The following is a 24702-nucleotide window of genomic DNA, read 5'->3' as shown; positions in this document are numbered from 1 at the left end:
GGCGCACATGTGAGGCACGTCCTTTCGCGATCCGCCACCTTCTGTTGAAATTGGTCGATGACTACTTTGACGAGCGCCGGCATCGAAGACCGGCAAGACCCCAATTCCACTCCCCACCTTGTAGCGCTGGATGTCGACGGCACCCTCGTGGATCACGACGGGCACATGTCCGCCGGTGTCCGCGAGGCCGCCCAGGCCGCCGTTGCTGCCGGCCACCATCTGGTGGTTGCCACCGGCCGCTCCTACGGTGCGGCCCTGCCCATCCTGGAGAACATCGGCATCACCAAGGGCTACTGCGTCTGCTCCAACGGCGGCGTGACCCTGCGCGTGGACCCCTCGCTTCCCGACGGGTTCGAGGTGCTGGACCGGGTGGTCTTCGATCCCTCGCCGGCGCTTGATGCCCTTCGGGTGAAGCTGCCCACGGCAAAATTCGCCCTGGAGGATGCCCATGGGCACTTCCTGTCCACCGAACGCTTCCAGGACGCCAGTTTTGGCGTTGAGGCGCTGGCTGTGGATTTTGAGCGGCTTCGCAGCGCCGAGGCCGTGCGCGTGGTGGTGTTCAGCACCGACTCAACGGCCGAGGAGTTCGGCGAAGCGGTGCGGGCCATCGGCTTGCACGGCGTGACCTACTCCGTGGGCTGGACCGCCTGGCTGGACATCGCCGCGGAGGGCGTCACCAAGGCCAGTGCACTGGAAAAGGTGCGCAGCATCCTGGACATAGACCGGAAGTACACGCTGGCCATGGGCGACGGCCGAAACGACATCGAAATGCTGGGCTGGGCAGCCCGCGGCGTGGCGATGGGCCAGGCTCCGCAGGAAGTGTTGGAAGCGGCCACCGAAGTCACGGGCACCGTTTATGAAGACGGCGCCGCGACGATTCTCCGCGGCCTCTAAGCCGTCCCGGCGTCAGTACGCCAGTGCTGCGGGCGGTAGGGACGCCGGGCCGTAGCAGAGCGACAGCAGGCGTGCTGCGGCGGGCCGGGTGGCCCACTCCTCCTGCCAGTGGGAACGCACCACCGCCTTGCTGACGGCTTGGGCGGTGATGCCCAGGATTTCCGCCACGTACTTCTGCTGGCCTCGCGCCCCCGGCGTCATCAGGTCCAGGACCTTCCACTCGGCGTCGGTCCGGCTCGCGACGATCTGGCCCAGCAGGCGCAGCACGGCTTGCGCCTCCGCCGCAACGTCCCCGTCCGGGCCGTCCACCGCCAGCGGGATGCGTTCGCCGGTTTTCCGTGCCCGGTCCACGGCGCGGCGGGCATAGACCAGGCCGAAGCCGTCGTTGTCCAGCATGTTCTGCTGCAGGGGCGGGCGCAGTTCGCCGACGCCGATCCCGACGTTCCAGCGCCGCTGCCGGATGGCTGAGAGCGCCGCTTCCACTGCCGTCGGGGCGTCGGCCAGCACCCCCTGCGCCTCGTCGCCGACCGAACGCTGGAACGGGACAGCTGCCGGCAGGTGCCGGAGGGAGCGGATCAGATCCGGGACGAGGTCGCCGGACTCGCGGGAGTCCCGCTGGTTGATGGTCAGCACGTAATGCATGGGATCAGCATGCCAGAGTCCACGTGCAGACAACCGTTTTCGGTTGCTGCGGCGTGCCACATCCCGTCTCGGTGCGGTCCTCCACCGGAACCAACGACGACGGCGGCCGCCCCGGAAAGGGGACGGCCGCCGTCGGGCGCTTGCCGGGCCGGCATCCGCAGGGGTGCCGGCCGGGCAGGAAAGTGCTACTCGTTGATGGGGTTCGCGTCCACGTCGCGGCCCTGGGGCTCGTCCTCTTCGCTGCCTTCGCCGAGCGCCTCGAAGCGTTCCAGGGAGGCCTTGACCTCGGCCTCGGCATCCTCGCGGCCGGCCCAGTCAGCGGCCTCAACCCACTTGCCCGGCTCCAGGTCCTTGTACTTCGTGAAGAAGTGCTTGATCTCGTCGAGCAGGAAGTCGGAGACATCCGAGATGTCCTGGATGTGGTCGAAGCGCGGGTCCACGGGAACGCAGAGAACCTTGGCGTCTCCGCCGCCGTCGTCCACCATGTTGAAAACGCCGATCGGACGGGATTCCACCAGCACGCCGGGCATCAGGTCGAAGTCCTGCAGCATGACCAGTGCGTCCAGCGGGTCGCCGTCCTCACCGAGGGTGTTTTCGAAGTACCCGTAGTGCGTGGGGTAGGCCATGGAGGTGAAGAGGATACGGTCCAGGCGCAGGCGGTGGGTTTCGTGGTCGATTTCGTACTTGACCCGGGATCCCTTGGGGATCTCGATGGTGACGTCGAGCGTGATGGACATGGATACTCCTCTGGCGTGACGCCGCGGGGGCGCCACAAAACGGGTTGACGAACGCGGCGTCGACGAAAAACACTGCCGTGAACGTAGGCTGATAAAGGCACCAGCGACGCGTAAGTGTCCGCGTCCATGCGGGCGGCGGCGCCGGTCTAGTCTTAAAGATATATGTCTTGGTCCCCAATTCCTGTTTCCGGCAGGAGAAGCGGCTAACGGAAAGCAGCGATGAGGCGATGGCTCGGGTGTTTACCGGCCTTCTGCTGACCCTCGTCCTGACGGTTCTTGTGCTGCCGCTGGCCGTCTACGCCGGACCGCCGGTGCTTGCCGCCCTCCGGCACGAGCAGCCGGCCCGGCAGGTTGTGGTGCCGTCCTACCAGCAAACTCCGGTCCGCCTGGCCTCCGGCGGGGACGAGTTCCCGGTCCCGGCCGGTTCGGAAGCTCCGGCACCGGACACCCGGGTGCTGGCGGCACTGCTTGACGCCGAGCTGGCGGTCGACGGAAGCGGAAAATTCTCCGGGGCCGTCCAGGATGCGCTGACGGGGGAGGTCCTCTACGACCTCGACGGCGATGCCCCCGTGACCCCGGCCTCCAGCCTGAAACTCCTGACGGCGGCTGCCGCACTCTCTGACCTGGGGTCGGACACCCGTTTCGAAACCGGCGTCTACGCCGGCACCGCTCCGGGAACGATCATCCTCAAAGGCGGCGGAGACGTTCTCCTGACTGCAGGCGAATCAGACGACGACGAGATCGTGGGCCACGCCGGGCTGCAGACCCTCGCCGACGAAACAGCCGCGGCGCTGGCGGAGCGCGGGACGCCGGGAACCGTGAGCATCCGGCTCGACGACACGCTGTTCACCGGCGCGCCCCTTTCGCCGGCGTGGAGCCGGGAGGACGTGGCGGCAGGGGAAATGGCCGCACTGTATCCGCTGGCCATTAATTCGGCGTGGGCCGCCGAAGGCGTCTCCTCCGGGCCCCGGGCCGGGGACGCCGCGCTCGCGGCTGCCAGCGCCTTCGCCGCCGCCCTGGAAGCCTCCGCCGCCGGGTACGGTTTCACCGTCGACCCGGTCATTGAACGCGGCGCCGCTGCGGAAGGCGCCGACCGGCTGGCCTCCGTGGTTTCGGCTCCCGTCGCCGACCAGGTGCAGCAGATGCTGCTCAGCTCCGACAACTACCTGGCCGAGGCACTGGCCCGGATGAGCGCGCAGGCCACCGGCCGGGAAGCCACCTTCGAGGGTGGAACAGCCGCGGTTCTGTCAGCGGTTTCCCGGCTCGGAGTGGACACCGGCGGCCTGGTGCTGGCGGACGTCTCCGGACTGGGCAGCGGAACTGAAATCTCCGCGAGGCAGCTCGCCGCAACGGTGCAGGCGGCGCTGACTTCCACGAAAAACGACGTGAGGGCACTGCCCTACTCCCTGCCGGTGGCGGGGCTGAGCGGAACCCTCTCCTCCCGGTTGACCGGCACTACAGGCACCGGCGGCACCGATGGCGCCGGTCCTTCCCCCGCCGGCGTCGTCCGGGGAAAGACCGGATCCCTGTTTGCCGTGACGTCGCTGAGCGGGTTCGTGACTGACGCCGACGGCCGGCTGCTGTCCTTTGCCTTCGTCGCCAACGGCCTGGAGGGCAACACGGCTCAGGCCCGCGCCGCCGTGGATGCGGCAGCCACCGTTCTGGCCGGGTGCGGCTGCCGCTGACGGCGTTTGGCGTACAGCGAACCCCTCACCAATTCCGGGTGCCGTGTGGTCTGATGGACGGATGGAGAGCTATCAGCAGGACCGTTCCTCAGCCGCCCCCGATCTGGTGAACTGGGATCTGGCCGCCGGAACGGCTGCCACCCTGGTGCCCGCGGGTCCCAAGATGTCTGCCCGTGAGATCCGCGAGGCGGTGGCGGACCTGCGCACCCTGGCCGACGAGGCAGTGGCGCATGTCCACCGCATCACCGGGCTGGAGGCTGCCCGGGACCTGCGGGATTCCGAGGTGCTCGTGGTGGACCGTGCCTCCTGGGCCAAGGCCAATTCGCGCAGCTTTGCCGTACTCATGACCCCGGCCCTCGACCATTTGGCCAGCACCCACCCGGAAGAGTTGAAAAACGCCAACACCGCGTTCAGCGGCACCGTCACCGGCGCCCAGCTCGGCGCGGTCCTGGCCTTCCTGTCCTCAAAGGTGCTCGGCCAGTACGATCCCTTCGCCGCGAAGACACCCGGCGGACCCTCCGGCGGCAGGCTTCTGCTGGTGGCGCCGAACATCATCACGCTGGAGCGCGACCTGAACGTGGTTCCTGCGGATTTCCGGCTGTGGGTGTGCCTGCACGAGCAGACCCACCGGGTGCAGTTCGCCGCCGCTCCCTGGCTGCGCGACCACATGCTGGAACAGATCGGCCTGCTGACAAACGGCCTGATGGACAAGGCCCAGACCTTGTCCGAACGCCTGGGCCAGGCGGCCAGGACGCTCGCAACACCGGCCGGGCGCGAGGCCCTGACGGGCGGAACCGGCGACGACGGCGTTCCCAAGCGTCCGATGGACGTCATGTCCCTGCTGCAGGACCCCGAGGACAAGGAGCGGATGTCCCACCTGACCGCAGTGATGTCCCTGCTCGAGGGCCATGCCAACGTAGTGATGGACGCCGTCGACGCCCAGATCGTTCCCAGCGTCAAGACCATCCGGCAGCGCTTCAACGACCGCGGCAGGAGCCACGGCTGGCTGGACCGGTTCTTCCGCCAGATCCTGGGACTGGACGCAAAAATGCGCCAGTACAAGGACGGCTCAAAATTTGTCCGGGCCGTGGTGGACAGCGCCGGCATGGAGGGGTTCAACCGGGTCTGGGAAGGCCCGGAGAACCTTCCGACCGAAGCGGAGATCCACGCGCCTTCCCTGTGGATGACCCGGATGGGGCTGTAACCGCACGTGCCGATGCAACCTGACCTGTCAGCAACAGACCCCTCCGGCTCCGGGTTTTCCGTCCCTGCTTCCGGGAACCGCCCCCGCAAGCGGCTGAACCCGACGCTCGGCAAGGCCCGCAACATGATCCGTGACGCCCTTGACGCCGCGGGCCTGCCGCCCCGCGGCACCGCGTCCACGCCGCCGCCGCTGCTGCTGGTCGCGTGCAGCGGCGGACCGGACTCGCTGGCCCTGGCTGAAGCGGCATCCTTCTTCGCCCGGCGCGGAGACTACCGGGTGGGCGCCGTCGTCGTCGACCACGTCCTGCAGCCCGGATCCGCGGAAGTTGCCGCTTCGGCGGCGGAGAAGCTCCGCGGCATGGGCCTGGATCCGGTCCAGGTCCGGACCGTCTCGGTGCCGGCCACCGGCATGGGGCCCGAGGCCGCCGCCCGGACCGTCCGCTACGCGGCCCTTGACGCCGCCGTGGAAGAGACCGGCGCCGACGCCGTGCTGCTGGGCCACACCCTGGACGACCAGGCCGAACAGGTGCTCCTGGGCCTGGCCCGCGGTTCCGGCACCCGGTCCCTGGCAGGGATGCGCGCCGTCCGCGGCAAGTACCTGCGGCCGCTGCTTGGCCTGCGCCGCAGCGAGACGGAGGAAATCTGCGAAAGCGAGGGCCTGGACCCCTGGTTCGATCCCTCCAACTCGGATCCGGCTTTTGCCCGGTCGCGGGTGCGGGCGGAAGTCCTGCCCTTCCTGGAAGAGAAACTGGGCCCGGGAATCGCCGAGGCACTGTTCCGTTCCTCACGTATCCTGGCGAACGACGCCGACTACCTTGACGCGGTGAGCGCCGAAACCTTCGACCGGCTGCGGGTTCCGCAAGCGGCCGAAACCGATGCGCAGAAACCGGATCCCGACACGATTCTGCTGCCCGAAGCGCCGCTGCGGAAACTGGCTCCCGCCATACGCCAGCGCGTCCTGGCTCTGGCCGCGGTGGAACTGGGCGGCGCCCAGCCCAGCTACGAGCGGCTGCGTTCGGTCGAGGCGCTGCTTCGGCGCGTCGGCTCCGCCGGGCCGGTGGAACTGGTGGGCAAAGTCAGCGTCTACCGGCAGGTGCGCACTAATCCGGTTCCCCAAGGCGGCTCCGGCTATGGCAATCTTGTCTTTAGGAAAAAGAGCAGCACCTAAAATACAGCTGCAACATCTCGTACCCGGGAGCCATTCGTGGATTCACACGACGTCCAGTCAGACCTCAAGCACGTTCTCTACACGAAGGAACAGATCCAAACGCGGGTTGCCGAACTCGCAGCAGAGATTGACCGCGACTACGCAGGACGCGACGTCCTGCTGGTTGGTGTGCTGAAGGGCGCCGTGATGGTCATGGCTGACCTCTCCCGTGCCCTGCACAGCCACGTCACCATGGACTGGATGGCCGTGTCCTCTTACGGTTCCGGCACTCAGTCCTCCGGCGTCGTCCGCATCCTCAAGGACCTGGAAACGGACCTGCTGGGCAAGCACGTGCTGATCGTCGAAGACATCATCGACTCCGGGCTGACCCTGTCCTGGCTGCGCACCAACCTGCAGTCCCGCGGACCGGCCAGCGTTGAGATCTGCACCCTGCTGCGCAAGCCCACCGCCGCGAAGGTGGAAATCGACGTTAAGTACGTGGGCTACGAGATCCCCAACGAGTTTGTTGTCGGCTACGGCTTGGACTTTGCCGAGCGGTACCGCAACCTCGATTTCATTGGAACCCTGGCGCCGCACGTTTACGAGTAAACAGCACCGCTGGAGCGCACCGGACGGCGGCCCGCGGGCTGCCGTCCGGTTTTGCGTCAGCGATCAGCATCACGCCGACGTGCTACGCCCAGAGGGAACTTTCCGGGTATTCGGGACGTGTTCTTTCAGGTAACGGTGTATAGCTAGTTGAAGTATATTTCGCGCATTATCAGCGTTGTTGATCAGGAGGGACGGGGCTTGCGCCCTGACGACGAATGAAATCTAAGAACTTCTTCAAGGGGCCGGTCTTTTGGATAATCCTGGCAGTGGCCCTTCTTGTACTCATTCTTCCCAGCCTTTCCACGAGCGGGGCAACCCAGGTGGACACCAGCGTGGGCCTGCAGCTGCTCAAGGACCAGAAGGTGGAGCAGGCCAAGATTTACGACGGCGAGCAGCGGGTCGACCTGACGCTTAAAGACGAGTACAAGGACAGCAGCGGCCAGGACCAGGGCGAGAACGTGCAGTTCTACTTTGGCACCGCCCGCGGCCAGGACATTGTCGAAGCCGTGAACGAATCCGGCGCCGAAGGTTTCACCGACCAGCCGGTGCAGACCAACTGGTTCACCAGTTTCCTGGGCCTGTTCCTGCCGTTCATTATCCTCGGCGTCATCTTCTGGTTCCTGCTCTCCCGCATGCAGGGCGGCGGCTCCCAGGTCATGAAGTTCGGCAAGTCCAAGGCCAAGCTGACCAACAAGGACATGCCGCAGGTTACCTTCGCCGACGTCGCCGGAGCTGACGAGGCCGTGGAGGAACTGCACGAAATCAAGGAATTCCTGCAGGATCCGGCCAAGTTCCAGGCCGTGGGCGCCAAAATCCCCAAGGGCGTGCTGCTGTACGGCCCTCCCGGCACCGGTAAGACCCTGCTGGCCCGCGCCGTCGCCGGCGAGGCCGGAGTTCCGTTCTACTCCATCTCCGGTTCCGACTTTGTCGAGATGTTCGTGGGTGTGGGCGCGTCCCGCGTCCGCGACCTCTTCGAGCAGGCCAAGAACAATTCCCCGGCCATCATCTTCGTCGACGAGATCGACGCCGTCGGCCGTCACCGCGGTGCCGGCGTCGGCGGCGGCAACGACGAACGCGAGCAGACCCTGAACCAGCTGCTGGTGGAAATGGACGGATTCGACGGCAACACGAACGTCATCCTGATTGCCGCCACCAACCGCCCCGACGTGCTGGATCCGGCGCTGCTGCGCCCGGGCCGCTTTGACCGGCAGATCGGCGTGGACGCTCCGGACATGCAGGGCCGCCTGCACATCCTGCAGGTGCACGCCAAGGGCAAGCCGATGGCTGAAGGCGTCGATCTGGAAATCGTGGCCCGCAAGACGCCGGGCTTCACCGGTGCTGACCTCGCCAACGTCCTGAACGAGGCAGCCCTGCTGACCGCCCGCTCCAACGCCCAGCTCATTGATGACCGGGCACTGGATGAGGCCATCGACCGCGTGATCGCCGGACCGCAGAAGCGCAGCCGGGTGATGAAGGAACTCGAGCGCAAGATCACCGCCTACCACGAGGGCGGCCACGCCCTGGTGGCTGCTGCCCTGCGCAACACCGACCCCGTCACCAAGGTGACCATCCTGCCCCGCGGCCGCGCCCTGGGCTACACGATGGTGCTGCCGCAGGACGACAAGTACTCGATCACGCGCAACGAACTGCTTGACCAGCTCGCCTACGCCATGGGCGGCCGGGTGGCCGAAGAGATCGTCTTCCACGATCCGTCCACTGGCGCGTCCAACGACATCGAAAAGGCCACCGCCACGGCCCGGAAGATGGTCACGCAATACGGCATGAGCGAGCGGATCGGTTCCGTGAAGCTCGGCAGCGGCGGAGGCGAACCGTTCCTGGGCCGCGACATGGGGCAGGAACGCAACTACTCCGACCAGGTGGCGTACGTGGTGGATGAGGAAATCCGGCGCCTGCTGGACAACGCCCACGACGAGGCCTACCAGATCCTGACGGAAAACCGGGACGTCCTGGACCGGCTGGCCCTGGAGCTGCTGGAGCGCGAGACCCTGAACCAGGCCGAAATTGCCGAGGTCTTCTCGGACGTGCGCAAGCGGGACGTCCGCGAAGTGTGGCTCTCCAAGCCCACCCGCCAGGTCCACACCCTGCCTCCCGTGGTGTCCGCCAAGGAGCGGCGCGAGGCCGCGGCCAACGGCCAGCCGAATCCGGACACCGTTTCCCCGCAGGACCAGATTGCCGACGCCGATCTGCCGCAGGACTTCGATGTGTCCAGCAACGGGCTGACGCATCCCGAGGGCAGCGGATCCGGCCACGCCGGGCCGGGCGGCACCGCCAACCGGACCGACGGCACTAACGGTTCGGCGCAGAACGACCGCTGAAATAACGACCGATGAAACAAGGTGGCCCGGCATGATGCCGGGCCACTTTTGCGTCGGGCTCCCTGTGCGTCGGTCCCGGAAGGAACCGGGGATCCGCCCGGGCACCGGGGCGCCGGGGCGGCCGCCGGGACAGTCACGGTAGGATCGACCAGTGACGGATTTCGACGATGAACTGACCGCGGAGGACATCTCCGATTCCCTGGCCCCGGTGGACCAGCCCAGGATTGCAAAGGCGGTCCGCGAGATCCTCCTGGCAATCGGGGAGGACCCGGACCGGGAGGGGCTGCAGGACACCCCCAAACGGGTCGCCAAATCCTACGCCGAAATCTTCGCCGGCCTGCACCAGAGTCCGGTTGACCTGCTGGCCACCACCTTCTCCCTTGAACACGAGGAGATGGTGCTGGTGAAAGACATCCCGTTCTTCTCCACCTGCGAACACCACCTGGTGCCCTTCCACGGCACCGCGCACATTGGTTACATTCCGTCCAAGGACGGCAAGGTCACCGGTTTGAGCAAGTTGGCGCGGCTGGTGGACGTGTACGCGCGGCGCCCGCAGGTTCAGGAGCGGCTGACGACGCAGATCGTGGACGCACTGATGGACAACCTTGACCCCCGCGGTGCCATAGTTGTCATTGAATGCGAACACCTTTGCATGTCAATGCGCGGAGTGCGCAAGCCCGGAGCCAAGACCGTCACCTCGGCCGTCCGCGGCCAGCTGCGGGAAACCGCAACCCGCGCAGAAGCAATGAGCCTCATTCTCGGACGATAGGACGCCCCCACCCCATGGATTCACTAGCCGCCGCTCCCGGAACCGGGCCTGCGACGTCACCGCTGCCGCTGGTGCGTTCCGCCCGGGCCCGCCGGTTCGAAGACCTGCCGACCGACCGCACCCTGGTGATGGGGATCCTCAATGTCACCCCGGATTCCTTCAGCGACGGCGGACAGTTTGCGCAGGCCGACTCCGCCATCCAGGCCGGATTGAAAATGCACTGCGACGGCGCCGACATTATCGATGTGGGCGGGGAGTCCACCCGGCCCGACTCGGTGCGGGTGACCGCCGAGGAGGAACAGCAGCGGATCCTGCCCGTGGTGGAAGCGCTCGTGAAGGCCGGTGCGCTGGTCAGCGTCGACACGATGAACGCCTCAACGGCGGAAAAGGCCATCCAGGCCGGCGCCGCCCTGATTAATGACGTCTCCGGCCTGGAGGTGGATCCCGCAATGCCGGCGCTGATCGCGCGCACCGGGGCTCACTACGTGCTGATGCACAGCCGCGGCGCCGTCCGCAGCAGCGACCCGCACGCCGAGTACGACTCCGTCGTCGATGACGTGATCACCGAGCTGACGAAGCTCCGGGACCAGTTCTACGCCGCCGGAGCAACTCCTGAGCAGATCATCCTCGATCCCGGGCTGGGCTTCTCCAAGCACGGCAACGACAACTGGGAACTGCTGCGCAGCATCGGCAAGTTGAACGGTCTGGGCCACCGGGTCCTCATCGGCGCTTCCCGGAAGCGTTTCCTCGGCTCCCTGCTGGCCCGCTCCGGCAAAGCGGCCCCGCCCCTGGAACGCGACGACGCCACGGTGGCCATCACCGCACTCGCCGCCTTTTCCGGCGTCTGGTGCGTCCGGGTGCACAACGTCGGCCCGAGCCTCGACGCCGTCAAGACCACAGCAGCATGGAAGGCATAGACATGGAAGCCGGCAGCGCAGCCACCCGCACCCGCGCACGCGACATCATCACCCTGACCGGAATCACCGCACGGGGATTCCACGGAGTGTTCGACGAGGAGCGGCGCAACGGCCAGCCTTTTGTGGTGGACGTGGTGCTGCACGCCGACCTGCGGCCGGCCGGCCTCAGCGACGACCTGACATTGACCGCCCACTACGGCGAACTCGCTGAGCAGGTGGCCGCCATCATCGCCGGCGAACCGCTGAACCTGATCGAGGCACTGGCGGAGCGCATCGCCGGCGCCGTCCTGGACGGCTTTGCCGGCATCAGCGCCGTCGACGTCACCGTCCACAAACCGCAGGCACCCATCACCGTTCCCTTCGGCGATGTCTCAGTGACAATCCACCGGGACCGGCTGTGACCGGCGCCGGGGCCGTGACCGCGGTCCTCGCCCTGGGCAGCAATCTCGGCGAAAGCCGGGACACGCTCTCCCTCGCCGTGGCCGAACTGGCCAACCATCCCGGCGTTCGGCTCCAGGCGGTGTCGCCGGTGGTGCGGACCCGTCCGGTGGGCGGGCCTGAACAGCCCGACTACCTGAACCTGGTGGTCTCCGTGGAAACCGACCTGCCGCCCCACGACCTGCTGGCCCACTGCCAGAGCGTGGAAAACGCGCACCACCGGGAACGCGAGGTGCGCTGGGGGCCGCGCACCCTCGACGTCGACATCATCACCTACGGCGACTTGGTGCTCGACGACGAAACCCTCACCCTTCCGCATCCGCGGGCGCACACCCGTGCCTTCGTGCTGCAGCCCTGGGCCTGGATGGATCCGGACGCCGTGCTTTCAGGCACCCCGGTTGCCGAGCTCGCCGCCCGTGCCGAGGATCTGCCGGGACTGGAAATCTTCGAGGGAGACTGATCCGGCCGTGTCGAGCATTAAATACCGCTGGCTCGCCGTCATCGCGGTTGCCGCCGGCATTGTTGGCTGGCTGGGAAACTACTGGGCCGTCCGCAATTCCCTGCCCGCGCCCGTCCTCAGCGTGTACGGGCTGCTCGCCGTCCTCTTGATCTCCGGCGCGACCCTCATCCTGGGCCTGCGCGTTCGGCGCTGGCAGCAGGGCAACCGGAACCGCGAGCTGGACCCGATCGCCGCCGCCCGGACACTGGTCCTGGCCCAGGCAACGGCCTACGCCGGGTCGCTGCTGCTGGGCTGGCACGCCGGCATCTTCCTGGAGCAGGTACCCCTGTGGTCCCTTCGTCCCGGGCACAGCGCCACGTGGTCCTCGCTGGCTATGATCGCCGGAGGAGTTCTTATGATCTCCGTCGGTCTTCTGGTGGAGCGGTTCTGCAGGCTCCCCCCACCGGACGACTCCAACGGGCACGGCGGCACCGCTGCCGGCCCGGACACCAGACGTGAACCGGGAGACGGAGAATATGCCTAGCGAAGCAATCGATCCGGACGGAATCAACTGGGAGCACATCTCGCCCCGGTACCTCACCGTCCGCCTCATCGGCTGGGCCGTCGAAGCCCTGCTGACCGTGGCTCTGGCCTGCACCCCGCTGATCCTGCGGGCTGCCGGGGTGTGGCTCTCGGCTCCGAGCTGGCTGGCCTGGGGCCTGCCGGCAGTGGTCGCAGCGGCCTATCTGTGGCGCGGAGCCCTGCTGCCGCGGCAGGTGCGCGCGGTTTGCTACGCCGAACGCAACGAGGACTTCCTGCTGCGGCGCGGCATTTTCTACCAGCGCACGCTGGTGGTTCCCTATGGCCGGATGCAGTACGTGGACGTGACGGTCGGTCCCCTGGAACGGGCCTTTGGCCTGTGCTCTCTCAAGCTGCACACCGCGGCGCCCGGCACCAACGCCGTCCTGCCGGGCCTGCCGGCGTCCGAGGGAGCCCGCCTGCGCGAGCACCTGTCCGAACGCGGCGAAACGCAGCTGGCCGGGCTGTGAGCATCCCACGCAGCGGGGAATGGGCCCGCGTCCACCCGGTGTCGCCCCTGGTGCGCGGCTGGATAGCCCTGGCCGCGATTGCCTTTGTGTTCGGCCGGAACCTGGTCGAGGACCTGATCGGCGTTGGCAGGGACGACGACGGCGGCGGCGGGGGCAGGACCGCGCCCGCACCCGACGGCACTGTGCTGCTGATCGGCATTGGCATCCTCGCGGCGATCCTGCTGATCATCGCCGCCGTCTTCTTCCTGTCCTGGTGGTTCACGCGCTATCAAGTAACCGATGACCACGTGCGGGTCCACTCCGGCGTCGTATTCCGCCAGCAGCGCCAAGCCCGCCTGGACCGCGTTCAGGCCATCGACATTGTCCAGCCCCTGCTGGCACGGCTCTTCGGCCTGGCCGAACTGCGCTTCGAGGTGGCAGACGCCGGTGAGTCCGCCGTCCGGCTGGCGTTCCTCAAACTCGACGACGCCCAGCAGCTGCGGACCATGATCCTGGACCGGGCCTCCGGCGCGCCGGCAGCGGAAGCGGGCGCCGGCGGCGAGGACGCTGACGTCCCTCCGGGCGGACGGCAGGTTCCGGGCCCCGTTGAGGCTCCGGAGCAGCCGATCCTGGAGCTGCGTCCCGGGCGGGTCATAGCCGCCACCCTGCTCTCCGGAACCACCCTGTTCCTGCTGGCCGGCGTCGCCGGCGTCACCATCCTCACTGCCGTCACCGGCGAGGCCGTCAGCCTGGCCATCCTGTTCCCCCTGCTCTTCGGCGCCGTCGGCGGCTACTGGACCGAGTTTTCCACCTCGTTCAATTTCCGCGCCTCGGTGTCCCGGGACGGAATCCGCGTGCGCTACGGGCTGCTGGACACCCGAACCCAGACCGTCCCGCCGGGCCGGATCCAGGCAGTGGCCGTCAAGCAGTCGCCGCTCTGGCGGCTCACCGGCTGGTACCGCGTCTCGGTCAACGTGGCCGGTTACGGCGATGCGGCCACGTCCGAAGGACAGGCCCGCACCAAGCTGCTTCCGGCCGGAACCCTGGAAGAGGTTTTCGCCATCCTCGCCCTGGTGCTGCCCGAGCCCGGCACCGACCGGCCGCTGGATGTCTTCACCGCCGGAATCGCCGGCCGGGACTCCGGCGACGGCTTCACGACCACACCCCGCCGCGCCCGCTGGATCGCACCGCTGGCCTGGCGGCGCAACGGCTTCGCCCTCACGGAAACGGCGCTGCTGGTCCGCAGCGGCGCCCTGTGGCGGGCACTCTCAGTGGTTCCGCATGAACGCACGCAGTCCATGTCGCTGGAGCAGGGTCCGCTGCGCCGGCGCTTCGGCACCGCCGACCTGGTCCTGCATTCCACCCCCGGGCCGGTGCATCCGCGGATCCGGAAAATCGATGCCGCCACGGTCCGCGGCCTGTTCCTGGAGCAGGCGGTCCGGGCCCGCGAAGCCCGGCGCCGTGACCGCAGCGGCCGCTGGAACCAGGCAACAGGTTCCGGACCGGTTGACCCCGGCAGCATCAACCCCCACGCCATCAGCAACACCGTTTCGAAGGAGCACCCCCATGAACAGCGCTGACGCCAGCACCGCCGAAAAACGACGGCGGGGCAGGCTCGGCATCGGGGTCATCGGTGCCGGGCGGGTCGGGGCAGTGCTCGGGGCTGCCCTGCGCGCAGCCGAACATGCCGTCGTCGGCGTCTCTGCGGTAAGTGAGGAAAGCCGCGAACGCGCTGCCAACCTGTTGCCCGGCGTTCCCGTCCTGGACATTCCGGAAATCGTGGAGCGCTCCGAGCTGGTGCTGCTGGCAGTGCCGGACGACGCCCTGGGGCCGCTGGTCTCCGGGCTCGCCGCCACCAACGCCTGGCAGGCCGGACAGCTGGTGGCGCACACTTCGGGCCGGTTCGGCACCGATATCCTCGAACCCGCCCGCCGGGCCGGGGCCATTCCGCTGGCCCTGCACCCGGCCATGACCTTCACCGGGATGAGCCTTGACCTGACCCGGCTGGCCGATTGCTCCTTCGGCGTCACCGCCCCCACCGCCGTGCTGCCCATCGCGCAGGCCCTGGTGGTGGAAATGGGCGCCGAACCGGTGGTCATCGATGAGGCCGACCGGGTCAACTACCACCTGGCCCTGGCCCACGCCTCCAACCACCTGGTGACCATCACCGCGCAGTCCACGCAGCTGCTCAAGGACATCGGCGTCGAATTTCCGGACCGCCTGCTGGGTCCGCTGATGCGCGCCTCCCTGGAAAACGCCCTTGCCTCCGGCGAGCATGCGCTGACCGGCCCTGTGGCGCGCGGGGACGCCGGCACGGTGGCGGCGCACCTGAGCGAAATGGCCGACCAGGACAGCGCCGACCTCCGGGACACCTACCGCGCCCTGTCGCTGGCCACCGCACGCCGGGCCATCGACCGCGGGCTGCTCAGTGCGGCCCGCGGCCAGGCCGTCATCGATGCCCTGACCCTGGATGCGGAAGGACCGCGGTGAGCACGCCGCTGGTGCTGCGCACGGCAGCGGACCTGCGGGCTGCCGTTGCCGAGGCGCTGGCTGCCGCCGGCGGCACCGGCCGCGACGGTGTCCAACCTCCCGCGCTCGGACTGGTGCCGACCATGGGCGCGCTCCATCACGGCCACCGCGCCCTGGTGGAGGCCGCGCGGGCCGAGAACGACGTCGTCGTCGCCTCGGTTTTCGTCAACCCGCTGCAGTTCGACGACGAGGATGACCTGCGCCGCTATCCGCGCACGCTCGAGGCGGATGTGGAACTGCTTGGCGACGCCGGCGCGGACCTGGTCTTCGCGCCGTCGGAGGCGGAGGTCTATCCGGACGGCCCGCCGCTGGTGCGGGTCAGCGCCGGCGAGCTGGGAGCCCGCTACGAGGGAGCCTCCCGGCCCGGACACTTTGACGGTGTGCTCACGGTGGTGGCCAAGCTGCTGCACTACGCCCAGCCCGCCCGCCCGGCGCGCTACCGCGCCTACTTCGGGCAGAAGGACGCCCAGCAGCTGGCGCTGATCCGCCGAATGGCCGCTGACCTGAACTTCCCGGCGGACATCGTGGGAGTGCCGGTGGTGCGCGCCGCCGACGGGCTGGCCGAGTCCAGCCGCAACGTTTTCCTGGACCCGGAGCACCGGCGGGCGGCAACGGTCCTGTCCCGCGCCCTGTTTGCACTGCAGCACCGGGTCTCTGCCGGCGCACCTCCGGACCTGGCCGCCGCCGTCGCACTCGTGAAAACCGAAGCCCTGGTGGAGCTGGACTACTTCGACATCGTGGATCCGCAGACGCTGCAGCCGCTGCCCGCCGGGAGCGGGCCGCTGCGAAAGCCTGCGCTGGCGCTCCTGGCCGCGCGCATCGGATCGGTGCGGCTGATCGACAACCTGCCCTTGGCGCCCGCAGCCGGAGAGGGTCCCTAGCCCACTGATCTGTGCGCCCGCCGTGAACCGGCTGGCGATCTGCCGTAAACCTCCGCCGCGCGGCTCTGTAAACTTAAGTATTGTGACCACATCTAACTCCGTACCCGAAGCAGCCGACACCTCCGAGCAGATGCGCATCCGCGCCGAGAAGCGGGCCCGCCTCATCGCCCGGGGCTCGGAAGCCTACCCGGTGGGCGTGGAGCGCACCCATTCCCTGAAAGAGGTCCGGGAGAAGTTCGGACACCTGCAGGCCGACGAAACCAGCGGCGAAACCGTCGGCGTCACCGGCCGCGTGGTCTTCATCCGCAACACCGGCAAACTCTGCTTTGCCACCCTCCAGGAGGGCAACGGCACCCGGGTGCAGGCCATGCTCAGCCTGGCCGTCGTCGGCGAAGAGTCGCTGGCGGACTGGAAGGCCCTGGTCGACCTCGGGGATCACGTTTTTGTCCGCGGCGAGGTCATCTCCTCCCGCCGGGGCGAGCTTTCCGTCATGGCGGATTCCTGGTCGATGGCCTCGAAGGCCCTGCGCCCGCTGCCCGTGCTGCACGCCGGCCTGAATGAAGAAACCCGGGTCCGGCAGCGCTACGTGGACCTGATGGTCCGCGACGAAGCACGCGAGATGGTCTACAAGCGGGCCGCGATCATCCGCGGCGTCCGGGACACCCTGCACGGCCACGGCTACGTGGAAGTGGAAACTCCCATGCTGCAGCTGGTCCACGGCGGAGCGGCCGCCCGTCCCTTTGAAACGCACCTGAACGCCTTCGACCAGAAGATGACCCTGCGCATCGCCACCGAGCTGTACCTGAAGCGGGCGGTCGTCGGCGGGATCGAGCGGGTCTTCGAACTGGGGCGGATCTTCCGCAACGAGGGCGTGGACTCCACGCACAGCCCCGAATTCACCACGCTGGAATGCTACGAGGCGTATGCCGACCAGTTCGTTATGGCCGACCGGATCAAGGAAATCATCCTGCACTGTGCGGATCTGGTGGGCAGCCGGCAGATTGAGACCGAGGCCGGAACTATCGACCTCGACGGGGAATGGAAGTGGCTGTCCGTTTATCCCGCCCTGTCCGAGGCCGTGGGTGAGGAAATCACTCCGGACACCGACGCCGAAACCCTTCGCCGCGTTGCCGAAAAGCACGAGGTCAAGGTGGATCCGAAATGGGACGCCGAGAAACTCGCAGTGGAACTGTTCGGCGAAATCGTGGAACCAACCCTTATCCAGCCGACGTTCGTCTACGATTATCCGCCCTCGGCCCAGCCGCTGGCCCGGCCGAACCGAAATGATCCGCGCCTGATTGAGGCCTGGGACCTGATCATCGGCGGCATGGAACGCGGCACCGCATTCTCGGAGCTCATTGATCCGGTCATTCAGCGCGAACGCCTGACCGAGCAGTCCCGCCGGGCGGCCGACGGCGATGACGAGGCCATGGCCCTTGACGAGGACTTCCTGCGTGCCCTTGAATACGGTGCACCGCCCATGGGCGGTATCGGTCTCGGAATTGACCGCCTTGTGATGCTTTTCACGAACACGGGTATCAGGGAAACAATTTTGTTCCCCCTCCTAAAGCCGGAAATGGGTTAGACCATGGAATACGTTGAAGTTCTACTGCCCTCAATCTGTGTCGGAGGTCTCTTTTATTTTGCGATGAAGGCCCTGCTGAATGCGGACCGTTCAGAACGAAAAGCGCTGGCTGAAGCGGAACGTGAAGCTGATCTGGCGGCAGATCGGGAAGCAAGTAGTTCGGCATCTGAAAAAGAAAGTAATTAAATCGCCGACTACGCTTTGACGGGGCATTCAAAATTGCGCCATACTCTAAGTGGTCTCATTATCGTTTTTTCCCGGTTTAACTGCTTAGGAGCCTGTCGTGGCGCAAAAGGTAAAAATCATTCTGGTCGATGACCTCGATGCTGGAAGTGCGGATGAGACCGTCCGGTTCGGTCTGGACGGCTCACAGTACGAGATCGATCTGTCGACCGACAATGCAAAGAATCTTCGTGCGGCCCTGAAGCCGTACCTTGATGCCGGCCGCAAAGTGGGCGGACGCACCGGCCGCCCCCGCAGCACGGGTTCGGCACGCAACAATGAAGCGGCGCAGATCCGCGAGTGGGCCCGGAACAACGGGTACACCGTTTCGGAACGCGGACGCGTGAACAGCGAAATCATCGAAGCCTACCGGGCTGCCCAGGGCTAGAGCGGATCATGGCCCCGGGGACTTTCCGGGGCCTGTGGTCACGCCTAGGGCGAACATGCTCCTTAAGCACGCGCTGGACACGTAGCATCGAATTACGCGTTAGCTAGGAGTGTGCCTCATGTTTGAAAGATTTACCGACCGTGCCCGTCGCGTTGTCGTGCTTGCCCAAGAAGAGGCTCGCATGCTCAACCACAACTACATCGGCACCGAGCACATCCTGCTCGGGCTCATTCATGAGGGTGAAGGCGTCGCAGCTAAGGCCCTGGAATCCCTGAGTATCTCACTCGGTGCCGTGCGCGAGCAGGTGCAGGAGATTATCGGCCAGGGCCAGCAGGCCCCGTCCGGCCACATCCCCTTCACCCCCCGCGCCAAGAAGGTTCTGGAGCTCTCCCTGCGGGAGGCCCTGCAGCTTGGCCACAACTACATTGGAACCGAGCACATCCTGCTTGGCCTGATCCGTGAAGGCGAAGGCGTGGCAGCCCAGGTGCTGGTCAAGCTCGGCGCCGACCTCAACCGGGTGCGCCAGCAGGTTATCCAGCTGCTGTCCGGCTACCAGGGCAAGGAGCCCGTCAGCTCGGGCGGCCAGCAGCAGGAAGGCCAGCCCGCGGGTTCGGTCGTTCTGGACCAGTTTGGCCGCAACCTCACCCAGGCTGCACGCGAATCCAAACTGGATCCCGTCATCGGGCGCGAGCACGAAATGGAACGGGTCATGCAGGTCCTGTCCCGCCGCACCAAGAACAACCCTGTTCTGATTGGTGAGCCCGGCGTCGGCAAGACCGCAGTCGTCGAAGGGCTGGCCCAGGCCATCGTCCGCGGCGACGTGCCGGAAACCATTCGTGACAAGCAGCTCTACACCCTTGACCTCGGATCCCTCGTTGCCGGCTCCCGGTACCGCGGTGACTTTGAGGAACGCCTGAAGAAGGTGCTCAAGGAAATCCGCACCCGCGGAGACATCATCCTGTTCATCGATGAGATCCACACCCTGGTTGGTGCGGGAGCCGCGGAAGGCGCCATCGACGCGGCCTCCATCCTGAAGCCGATGCTGGCCCGCGGTGAACTGCAGACCATCGGTGCCACCACCCTGGACGAGTACCGCAAGCACATCGAGAAGGACGCCGCCCTCGAGCGCCGTTTCCAGCCGATCCAGGTCAAGGAACCTTCCGTTGCGCACTCCATCGAGATCCTGAAGGGCCTGCGGGACCGCTACGAAGCGCACCACCGCGTGTCCATCACGGATGCCGCACTGACGTCGGCCGCGACCCTGGCCGAGCGCTACATCAGTGACCGGTTCCTGCCGGACAAGGCCATTGACCTGATCGACGAAGCCGGTGCCCGGCTGCGGATCCGCCGGATGACGGCGCCGCCCGAGCTCAAGGAAATCGACGAGAAGATCTCCGCGCTCAAGCTGGAGAAGGAATCAGCCATTGATTCCCAGGACTTCGAAGGCGCCGCCTCCCTGCGGGACAAGGAGCAGAAGCTCCACGACCAGCGCGCGGAAAAGGAACGCCAGTGGAAGTCCGGCGGCCTGGATGACATCGCCGAGGTGGATGAGGAACTCATCGCCGAGGTGCTTGCCAACTCCACCGGCATTCCCGTGGTCAAGCTCAACGAAGAAGAATCCACGCGCCTGCTCAAGATGGAAGACGAGCTGCACAAGCGCGTCATCGGTCAGGACCAGGCCATCAAGTCCATCTCGCAGGCCATGCGCCGTACGCGTGCCGGACTCAAGGACCCGAAGCGTCCGGGTGGCTCCTTCATCTTCGCCGGCCCCACCGGTGTCGGTAAGACTGAGCTGGCCAAGGCGCTGGCGGAATTCCTCTTCGGCGACGAAGAAGCCCTGATCACCCTGGACATGTCCGAATACTCCGAGAAGCACACGGTTTCCCGGCTCTTCGGTGCTCCTCCCGGGTACGTCGGCTACGAAGAAGGCGGGCAGCTGACCGAAAAGGTCCGCCGCCGTCCGTTCTCCGTGGTGCTGTTCGACGAGGTGGAAAAGGCCCACGCGGACCTGTTCAACTCGCTGCTGCAGATCCTCGAAGACGGCCGCCTGACGGACAGCCAGGGCCGGGTGGTGGACTTCAAGAACACCATCATCATCATGACCACCAACCTGGGAACCCGGGACATCTCCAAGAGCGTGTCCACCGGTTTCCAATCCGGCACCGACACGAAGACCGGCTACGACCGGATGCGGGCCCGGGTCACGGAGGAGCTGCGCCAGCACTTCCGCCCCGAGTTCCTCAACCGTGTTGATGACACGGTGGTCTTCCCGCAGCTCACGCAGGACGAGATCGTCCAGATCGTTGACCTGTTCCTGGAACGCCTGGGCAAGCGCCTGGCGGACAAGGGCATGACCATCGAACTGACTCCGGCCGCCAAGGTCCTGCTGGCGACCCGGGGCTACGATCCCGCCATGGGTGCCCGGCCGCTGCGCCGGACCATCCAGCGCGAAATCGAGGACCAGCTGTCGGAGAAGATCCTGTTCGGGGATCTCAAGCCCGGCGAACTGGTTTCCGTGGACGTGGAGGGCGAAGGCGACGACGCCAAGTTCACGTTTGTGGGCCACGGCGCGCCGAAGGCCCTTGAGGAAGCGCCCTCGGCAATTGAAGCCGGCGTCGGCGACTAACAGCCGAGCTGCCGGCCAACGGCACACGCTATGAGAAGGACCCGGTGGCATCCGCCCGCCGGGTCCTTTTCATGTGCCGTGCGGGAAGCATGCGGATCCCCGGCGCCCGCTTTACGCAGTGGCCCCGGGCGGTCCTAGACTGAACCGGTGACTTCTCCCTTGACCATCACTGTCCGCCGCGCCCGCACCTCCGACGTTCCCCGCATCCGGGCCCTCGTGGCACCGCTGGCGGACGAGCGGATCCTGGTGGCCAAGGAAGCCGTGGCCTACTACGAGGGGCTGCAGGAGTTTCGGATCGCTGAAGGGCCCGACGGCGAGGTGGTCGGGTGCGGGGCGCTGCACGTGATGTGGGAAGACCTGGCGGAAGTCCGGACCCTGGCCGCTGACAGCAGCTGGCGCGGCCGCGGTGTCGGCCATATCCTGCTCGAGGCGCTGCTCGCCGAAGCCGCCGAGATCGGTGTCCGGCGCGTTTTTTGCCTGACCTTCGAGGTGGAGTTTTTCCGGCGCCACGGATTCGAGGTGATGGCCAACCAGTCGGCGGTGGATCCCGAGGTCTATTCGGAGCTGCTGCGCTCCCACGACGAAGGAGTGGCCGAGTTCCTGGATTTGGCCCGGGTCAAGCCCAATACCCTGGGCAATACCCGCATGATCCGTTCCCTGTAGCCGCATCTTTCCGGGGGCGCCGCTGTTCGCGAACAGAGTAACCGGACGATATTGCTGGCATTTCGCCGCCACAAATGGATACGCTCAGGGTACTTAGCATCACCAACGGCCCGAAGAATGAGTGACAGTTTATGCTGCCGCACCGGGCCACGATCAGAAAGCGGGATCCACTTATGGGCGCAGATGACAAGGTGCAGAATTCAGCCGAGAAGCTGGGCGGCAAGGTAAAGGAAGGCCTGGGAAAGGCCACCGGCAACGAAAGCATGGAAGCCGAAGGCCACGGTGACCAGGCGAAAGGCAGTGCCAAGCAGGCCGGCGAAAACATCAAGGACGCTTTCAAGGGCAAGTAGGTCCTGAGAGCAGGGCGCGGGAGGGGTTATCCAACCCCTCCCGCCGCTGTTTAACCAGGGGTCGGCGACGGGCTCTCCGGCGGGCTTCCCTGCCACGTCCGGCCTGTCCAGCGGGCACATGCCGGAGTAGGGTCTTGAGCAACTCAGGGTTAATTCCTGGAACCGGCAGCGGCGCCGTGCCGGCCGGGACGCCTTCGCTGAAGGAGCTGCTCGAGAATGAAGAAACTCATCAATGACCCGCGCCGGGTGGTTACGGAATCGCTGGCCGGCTTTGGGCTGGCACATCACGACCTGGTTCGGGTGCACAGCGACCCGGACTTTGTGGTGCGCAGGGAGCCGGCGAGGGACAAGGTGGCCCTGGTGTCCGGCGGAGGAAGCGGCCACGAGCCGCTGCACAGCGGGTATGTGGGCCGCGGCATGCTGGATGCGGCGGTGCCCGGGGCGGTCTTCACCTCCCCCACCCCGGACCAGATCCTTCCCGCAATCACCGGTACCGACACCGGAGCCGGGGTCCTGCTGATCGTCAAGAACTACACCGGCGACATCCTGAATTTTGAGACTGCCGCCGAGCTGGCCCAGGCGGAAGGCGTCAACGTCGCCACGGTGGTGGTCAACGACGACGTCGCCGTCGAAGACTCGCTGTACACCGCCGGACGGCGCGGGGTGGCCGGAACCGTGCTGCTGGAGCGCATTGCCGGCGGTGCTGCGGAGCGGGGGGATTCGCTGGAGCAGGTGGCGGCAGTGGCCGAACGGGTCAACGCCAACGTCCGGTCCATGGGAGTGGCCCTGGCGCCGTGCACCGTTCCCCACGCGGGAGAACCCAGCTTCACCCTGGCGGAGAACGAGATTGAGTTGGGCGTGGGCATCCACGGCGAACCTGGCCGGCATCGGCTGCCGATGGCGCCCGCCGACAGCATCACCGACCAGCTGCTGGACCCGGTCCTCAGCGATCTGGGCGCCGCGTCCGGGGACAAGGCCCTCCTGTTTGTGAACGGCATGGGCGGCACGCCGCTCAGCGAGCTGTACATTGTCTACCGCAGGGCCGCGGAAGTCCTGGCCGAGCGTGGCATCCGCATTCAACGGTCGCTGGTGGGCAACTACATCACCGCGCTGGACATGCAGGGCGCGTCAGTGACGGTGCTGCGGCTGGACGAGGAGCTGACCGAGCTGTGGGATTCCCCCGTGCACACGCCGGCGCTGCGCTGGGGGGTCTGAGGGATGGCACTGGATGCGGCATGGGCCGCCAAGTGGATGCGTGCCAGCGCTGCGGCCATGGCCGAGAACCGGCAGCGGCTGATCGATCTGGACCGGGACATCGGCGACGCCGACCACGGCGAAAACATGGACCGGGGCTTTTCCGCCGTCGTGCAGAAACTGGACGCCGAAGGCACGCCGGCCACCCCCGGCGACGTCTTGAAGCTGGCAGCCATGACCCTGATGTCGAAGGTCGGGGGCGCGGCAGGACCGCTGTACGGGACGGCTTTTCTGCGCGCCTCGACCGCGGCGGGCAACAGCCCGGAGCTGGACCCTGCCGCCGTCGTCGCGGTCCTCACCGCCGCCCGGGACGGCATCGTGGCGCGGGGCAAGGCGGAACCCGGAGACAAGACCATGGTGGATGCGTGGACCCCCGCAGTGGAAGCAGCGCAAACTTCAGCAGCGGCGCAGGCGAGCAGCTTGGAGGTGCTGTCCGCGGCGGCAAACGCCGCCAACGCCGGATTGGCCGGGACAGAACCGCTGATCGCCCGCAAGGGGCGGGCCAGCTACCTGGGGGAGCGCAGCGCCGGACATCTTGACCCCGGGGCGGCCTCCACGGCCCTGATCCTGCAGGCGGCGGCCAGGACAGCGGGAGAGGGCACATGAGCGTAGGTCTGGTCATCGTTTCCCACAGCGCCAAACTGGCGGAAGGCGTCCGGGAACTGGCGGCGCAGATGGCCGGCGACGTGACGATCGCGCCGGCCGGCGGTACTGACGACGGCGGCATCGGCACCAGCCTCGACAAGATCACCGCCGCCATCGCCGTCGCTGACACCGGCGAGGGCGCGGTGCTGCTGGCCGACTTGGGCTCGGCCGTCATGACCGCCGAAATGGCAGTGGAATTTTTGGACGATGAGCAGCGCGGCCGGGTGCGGCTGGCAGACGCGCCGCTGGTGGAAGGAACCGTGGCGGCCGCCGTCGCTGCGCAGGGCGGCAGGACACTCGCCGCCGTGGTGCAGGAGGCTGAGTCCGCCGGCCGCATCCCGGCCCGGGCACCTGCTGCAGCGGCGGGCACGGCAGCGGGCACGGCGGCCGGGGGAGGGGCCGGGGAGTCGGAGGACGGCCTGGATGGCTTCGACCCCGACGACGACGGTGTGCACACCGGATCGTGGGAGATCATCAACCGGGCCGGCCTGCATGCCCGTCCGGCAGCCGCCGTCGCCCAGGCGATGTCCGACCTGGATGCTGAGGTGCGCATCAACGGCGTGGACGCGAAATCGGTGATGATGCTGATGTCCCTGGGCCTCGGTCCGGGACAGACCCTCACCGTGGCAGCCCGCGGCCCCGATGCCGCCCGGGCAGTGGACATCATGGCGCTGGAGGTGCGGAACGGTTTCGGAGAGATCTAGCGTTCCCGGCG

Annotated in this window: 26 protein-coding genes; 24 read left to right on the top strand and 2 right to left on the bottom strand. The window is 67.1% G+C overall.

What is annotated here, in order from left to right; translation table 11 throughout:
• Nucleotides 1-57 precede the first annotated feature (57 nt).
• On the top strand, nucleotides 58-894 hold the full coding sequence (locus tag QNO00_RS09770; protein ID WP_284024392.1) for an HAD family hydrolase: 837 nt from the start codon (nucleotides 58-60) through the stop codon (nucleotides 892-894).
• Nucleotides 895-906: 12 nt separating this feature from the next.
• Here the strand turns inward: QNO00_RS09770 and QNO00_RS09765 are convergent, their stop codons facing one another.
• Both QNO00_RS09765 and QNO00_RS09760 read right to left on the bottom strand, forming a co-directional pair.
• On the bottom strand, nucleotides 907-1536 hold the full coding sequence (locus tag QNO00_RS09765; RefSeq protein ID WP_284024391.1) for a hypothetical protein: 630 nt from the start codon (nucleotides 1534-1536) through the stop codon (nucleotides 907-909).
• Between the two features lie 185 nt (nucleotides 1537-1721).
• On the bottom strand, nucleotides 1722-2273 hold the full coding sequence (locus QNO00_RS09760) for an inorganic diphosphatase (RefSeq protein ID WP_231712770.1): 552 nt from the start codon (nucleotides 2271-2273) through the stop codon (nucleotides 1722-1724).
• Between the two features lie 236 nt (nucleotides 2274-2509).
• On the opposite strand from QNO00_RS09760, the gene dacB reads away from it, so the two are divergent.
• The 23 genes from dacB (at nucleotide 2510) to dhaM (ending at nucleotide 24691) form a co-directional block, all read left to right on the top strand.
• Nucleotides 2510-3958 (top strand): D-alanyl-D-alanine carboxypeptidase/D-alanyl-D-alanine endopeptidase, encoded by a 1449-nt coding sequence (gene dacB / locus QNO00_RS09755; protein WP_284024390.1) that lies wholly within the window; start codon nucleotides 2510-2512, stop codon nucleotides 3956-3958.
• 61 nt (nucleotides 3959-4019) lie between these two features.
• Complete coding sequence (locus QNO00_RS09750; protein WP_229966551.1) at nucleotides 4020-5162, top strand: Rv3626c family coenzyme F420 biosynthesis-associated protein; 1143 nt, start codon at nucleotides 4020-4022, stop codon at nucleotides 5160-5162.
• A 12-nt stretch (nucleotides 5163-5174) separates the two neighbouring features.
• Complete coding sequence (tilS, locus tag QNO00_RS09745; protein ID WP_284024389.1) at nucleotides 5175-6329, top strand: tRNA lysidine(34) synthetase TilS; 1155 nt, start codon at nucleotides 5175-5177, stop codon at nucleotides 6327-6329.
• Between the two features lie 36 nt (nucleotides 6330-6365).
• Nucleotides 6366-6917, top strand: coding sequence for a hypoxanthine phosphoribosyltransferase (hpt, locus tag QNO00_RS09740; RefSeq protein WP_229966552.1), 552 nt, complete (start codon nucleotides 6366-6368; stop codon nucleotides 6915-6917).
• A gap of 215 nt (nucleotides 6918-7132) precedes the next feature.
• Nucleotides 7133-9253 carry an ATP-dependent zinc metalloprotease FtsH gene (gene ftsH, locus QNO00_RS09735; RefSeq protein WP_229966553.1) on the top strand — a complete coding sequence of 707 codons (2121 nt, stop codon included), beginning with the start codon at nucleotides 7133-7135 and terminating at the stop codon, nucleotides 9251-9253.
• Nucleotides 9254-9404: 151 nt separating this feature from the next.
• A complete protein-coding gene (folE, locus tag QNO00_RS09730; RefSeq protein WP_284024388.1) occupies nucleotides 9405-10022 on the top strand; it encodes a GTP cyclohydrolase I FolE in 618 nt (205 codons plus the stop codon).
• Between the two features lie 14 nt (nucleotides 10023-10036).
• The gene (gene folP / locus QNO00_RS09725) at nucleotides 10037-10939 is read left to right on the top strand and encodes a dihydropteroate synthase (protein WP_284024387.1); all 903 of its coding nucleotides are present in this window, start codon (nucleotides 10037-10039) and stop codon (nucleotides 10937-10939) included.
• A gap of 2 nt (nucleotides 10940-10941) precedes the next feature.
• Nucleotides 10942-11340 (top strand): dihydroneopterin aldolase, encoded by a 399-nt coding sequence (gene folB, locus QNO00_RS09720; RefSeq protein WP_284024386.1) that lies wholly within the window; start codon nucleotides 10942-10944, stop codon nucleotides 11338-11340.
• Nucleotides 11337-11837, top strand: a complete 501-nt coding sequence (folK, locus tag QNO00_RS09715) for a 2-amino-4-hydroxy-6-hydroxymethyldihydropteridine diphosphokinase (protein WP_284024385.1) — start codon at nucleotides 11337-11339, stop codon at nucleotides 11835-11837. The genes folB and folK overlap by 4 nt, the downstream gene beginning before the upstream one ends.
• Nucleotides 11838-11844: 7 nt before the next feature.
• Complete coding sequence (locus tag QNO00_RS09710) at nucleotides 11845-12360, top strand: DUF3180 domain-containing protein (RefSeq protein ID WP_284024384.1); 516 nt, start codon at nucleotides 11845-11847, stop codon at nucleotides 12358-12360.
• The gene (locus tag QNO00_RS09705) at nucleotides 12353-12865 is read left to right on the top strand and encodes a PH domain-containing protein (RefSeq protein ID WP_284024383.1); all 513 of its coding nucleotides are present in this window, start codon (nucleotides 12353-12355) and stop codon (nucleotides 12863-12865) included. The genes QNO00_RS09710 and QNO00_RS09705 overlap by 8 nt, the downstream gene beginning before the upstream one ends.
• Complete coding sequence (locus QNO00_RS09700) at nucleotides 12862-14424, top strand: PH domain-containing protein (RefSeq protein ID WP_284024382.1); 1563 nt, start codon at nucleotides 12862-12864, stop codon at nucleotides 14422-14424. The genes QNO00_RS09705 and QNO00_RS09700 overlap by 4 nt, the downstream gene beginning before the upstream one ends.
• Nucleotides 14411-15334 carry a Rossmann-like and DUF2520 domain-containing protein gene (locus tag QNO00_RS09695; protein WP_229966561.1) on the top strand — a complete coding sequence of 308 codons (924 nt, stop codon included), beginning with the start codon at nucleotides 14411-14413 and terminating at the stop codon, nucleotides 15332-15334. Before QNO00_RS09700 ends, QNO00_RS09695 begins: the two co-directional genes overlap by 14 nt.
• Nucleotides 15331-16254, top strand: a complete 924-nt coding sequence (panC, locus tag QNO00_RS09690; RefSeq protein WP_284024381.1) for a pantoate--beta-alanine ligase — start codon at nucleotides 15331-15333, stop codon at nucleotides 16252-16254. The genes QNO00_RS09695 and panC overlap by 4 nt, the downstream gene beginning before the upstream one ends.
• Before the next feature lie 130 nt (nucleotides 16255-16384).
• Entirely contained in the window at nucleotides 16385-17839 is a 1455-nt protein-coding gene (gene lysS / locus QNO00_RS09685; RefSeq protein WP_284024587.1) for a lysine--tRNA ligase, read from the top strand.
• A gap of 3 nt (nucleotides 17840-17842) precedes the next feature.
• On the top strand, nucleotides 17843-18025 hold the full coding sequence (locus QNO00_RS09680) for a hypothetical protein (RefSeq protein ID WP_229966563.1): 183 nt from the start codon (nucleotides 17843-17845) through the stop codon (nucleotides 18023-18025).
• A gap of 97 nt (nucleotides 18026-18122) precedes the next feature.
• Nucleotides 18123-18449 (top strand): histone-like nucleoid-structuring protein Lsr2, encoded by a 327-nt coding sequence (locus tag QNO00_RS09675; RefSeq protein WP_229966564.1) that lies wholly within the window; start codon nucleotides 18123-18125, stop codon nucleotides 18447-18449.
• 118 nt (nucleotides 18450-18567) lie between these two features.
• Complete coding sequence (locus QNO00_RS09670; RefSeq protein ID WP_229966565.1) at nucleotides 18568-21075, top strand: ATP-dependent Clp protease ATP-binding subunit; 2508 nt, start codon at nucleotides 18568-18570, stop codon at nucleotides 21073-21075.
• 147 nt (nucleotides 21076-21222) lie between these two features.
• Nucleotides 21223-21738, top strand: a complete 516-nt coding sequence (locus tag QNO00_RS09665; protein WP_229966566.1) for an amino-acid N-acetyltransferase — start codon at nucleotides 21223-21225, stop codon at nucleotides 21736-21738.
• A gap of 173 nt (nucleotides 21739-21911) precedes the next feature.
• Nucleotides 21912-22088, top strand: coding sequence for a CsbD family protein (locus QNO00_RS09660; RefSeq protein WP_104159952.1), 177 nt, complete (start codon nucleotides 21912-21914; stop codon nucleotides 22086-22088).
• Nucleotides 22089-22304: 216 nt separating this feature from the next.
• A complete protein-coding gene (gene dhaK / locus QNO00_RS09655; protein WP_284024380.1) occupies nucleotides 22305-23303 on the top strand; it encodes a dihydroxyacetone kinase subunit DhaK in 999 nt (332 codons plus the stop codon).
• A 3-nt stretch (nucleotides 23304-23306) separates the two neighbouring features.
• Entirely contained in the window at nucleotides 23307-23948 is a 642-nt protein-coding gene (gene dhaL, locus QNO00_RS09650) for a dihydroxyacetone kinase subunit DhaL (protein ID WP_229966568.1), read from the top strand.
• Complete coding sequence (gene dhaM, locus QNO00_RS09645) at nucleotides 23945-24691, top strand: dihydroxyacetone kinase phosphoryl donor subunit DhaM (RefSeq protein WP_284024379.1); 747 nt, start codon at nucleotides 23945-23947, stop codon at nucleotides 24689-24691. Before dhaL ends, dhaM begins: the two co-directional genes overlap by 4 nt.
• Nucleotides 24692-24702: the final 11 nt, after the last annotated feature.

It is taken from the genome of Arthrobacter sp. zg-Y1219 (assembly GCF_030125545.1).
GTDB lineage: Bacteria > Actinomycetota > Actinomycetes > Actinomycetales > Micrococcaceae > Arthrobacter_B.
The sequence above is the reverse complement of the archived record's forward strand: the minus strand, read 5'-3'. Positions and strand labels throughout refer to the sequence as shown.

Excerpts from the sequence above, each read along its gene's own strand:
- QNO00_RS09770 (WP_284024392.1), top strand. The coding sequence starts at position 58 with ATGACTACTTTGACGAGCGCCGGCATCGAAGACCGGCAAGACCCCAAT.
- QNO00_RS09765 (WP_284024391.1), bottom strand. The coding sequence starts at position 1,536 with ATGCATTACGTGCTGACCATCAACCAGCGGGACTCCCGCGAGTCCGGC.
- QNO00_RS09760 (WP_231712770.1), bottom strand. The coding sequence starts at position 2,273 with ATGTCCATCACGCTCGACGTCACCATCGAGATCCCCAAGGGATCCCGG.
- QNO00_RS09750 (WP_229966551.1), top strand. The coding sequence starts at position 4,020 with ATGGAGAGCTATCAGCAGGACCGTTCCTCAGCCGCCCCCGATCTGGTG.
- tilS (WP_284024389.1), top strand. The coding sequence starts at position 5,175 with ATGCAACCTGACCTGTCAGCAACAGACCCCTCCGGCTCCGGGTTTTCC.
- ftsH (WP_229966553.1), top strand. The coding sequence starts at position 7,133 with ATGAAATCTAAGAACTTCTTCAAGGGGCCGGTCTTTTGGATAATCCTG.
- folP (WP_284024387.1), top strand. The coding sequence starts at position 10,037 with ATGGATTCACTAGCCGCCGCTCCCGGAACCGGGCCTGCGACGTCACCG.
- folB (WP_284024386.1), top strand. The coding sequence starts at position 10,942 with ATGGAAGCCGGCAGCGCAGCCACCCGCACCCGCGCACGCGACATCATC.
- QNO00_RS09705 (WP_284024383.1), top strand. The coding sequence starts at position 12,353 with ATGCCTAGCGAAGCAATCGATCCGGACGGAATCAACTGGGAGCACATC.
- QNO00_RS09695 (WP_229966561.1), top strand. The coding sequence starts at position 14,411 with ATGAACAGCGCTGACGCCAGCACCGCCGAAAAACGACGGCGGGGCAGG.
- lysS (WP_284024587.1), top strand. The coding sequence starts at position 16,385 with ATGCGCATCCGCGCCGAGAAGCGGGCCCGCCTCATCGCCCGGGGCTCG.
- QNO00_RS09680 (WP_229966563.1), top strand. The coding sequence starts at position 17,843 with ATGGAATACGTTGAAGTTCTACTGCCCTCAATCTGTGTCGGAGGTCTC.
- QNO00_RS09670 (WP_229966565.1), top strand. The coding sequence starts at position 18,568 with ATGTTTGAAAGATTTACCGACCGTGCCCGTCGCGTTGTCGTGCTTGCC.
- QNO00_RS09660 (WP_104159952.1), top strand. The coding sequence starts at position 21,912 with ATGGGCGCAGATGACAAGGTGCAGAATTCAGCCGAGAAGCTGGGCGGC.
- dhaK (WP_284024380.1), top strand. The coding sequence starts at position 22,305 with ATGAAGAAACTCATCAATGACCCGCGCCGGGTGGTTACGGAATCGCTG.
- dhaL (WP_229966568.1), top strand. The coding sequence starts at position 23,307 with ATGGCACTGGATGCGGCATGGGCCGCCAAGTGGATGCGTGCCAGCGCT.
- dhaM (WP_284024379.1), top strand. The coding sequence starts at position 23,945 with ATGAGCGTAGGTCTGGTCATCGTTTCCCACAGCGCCAAACTGGCGGAA.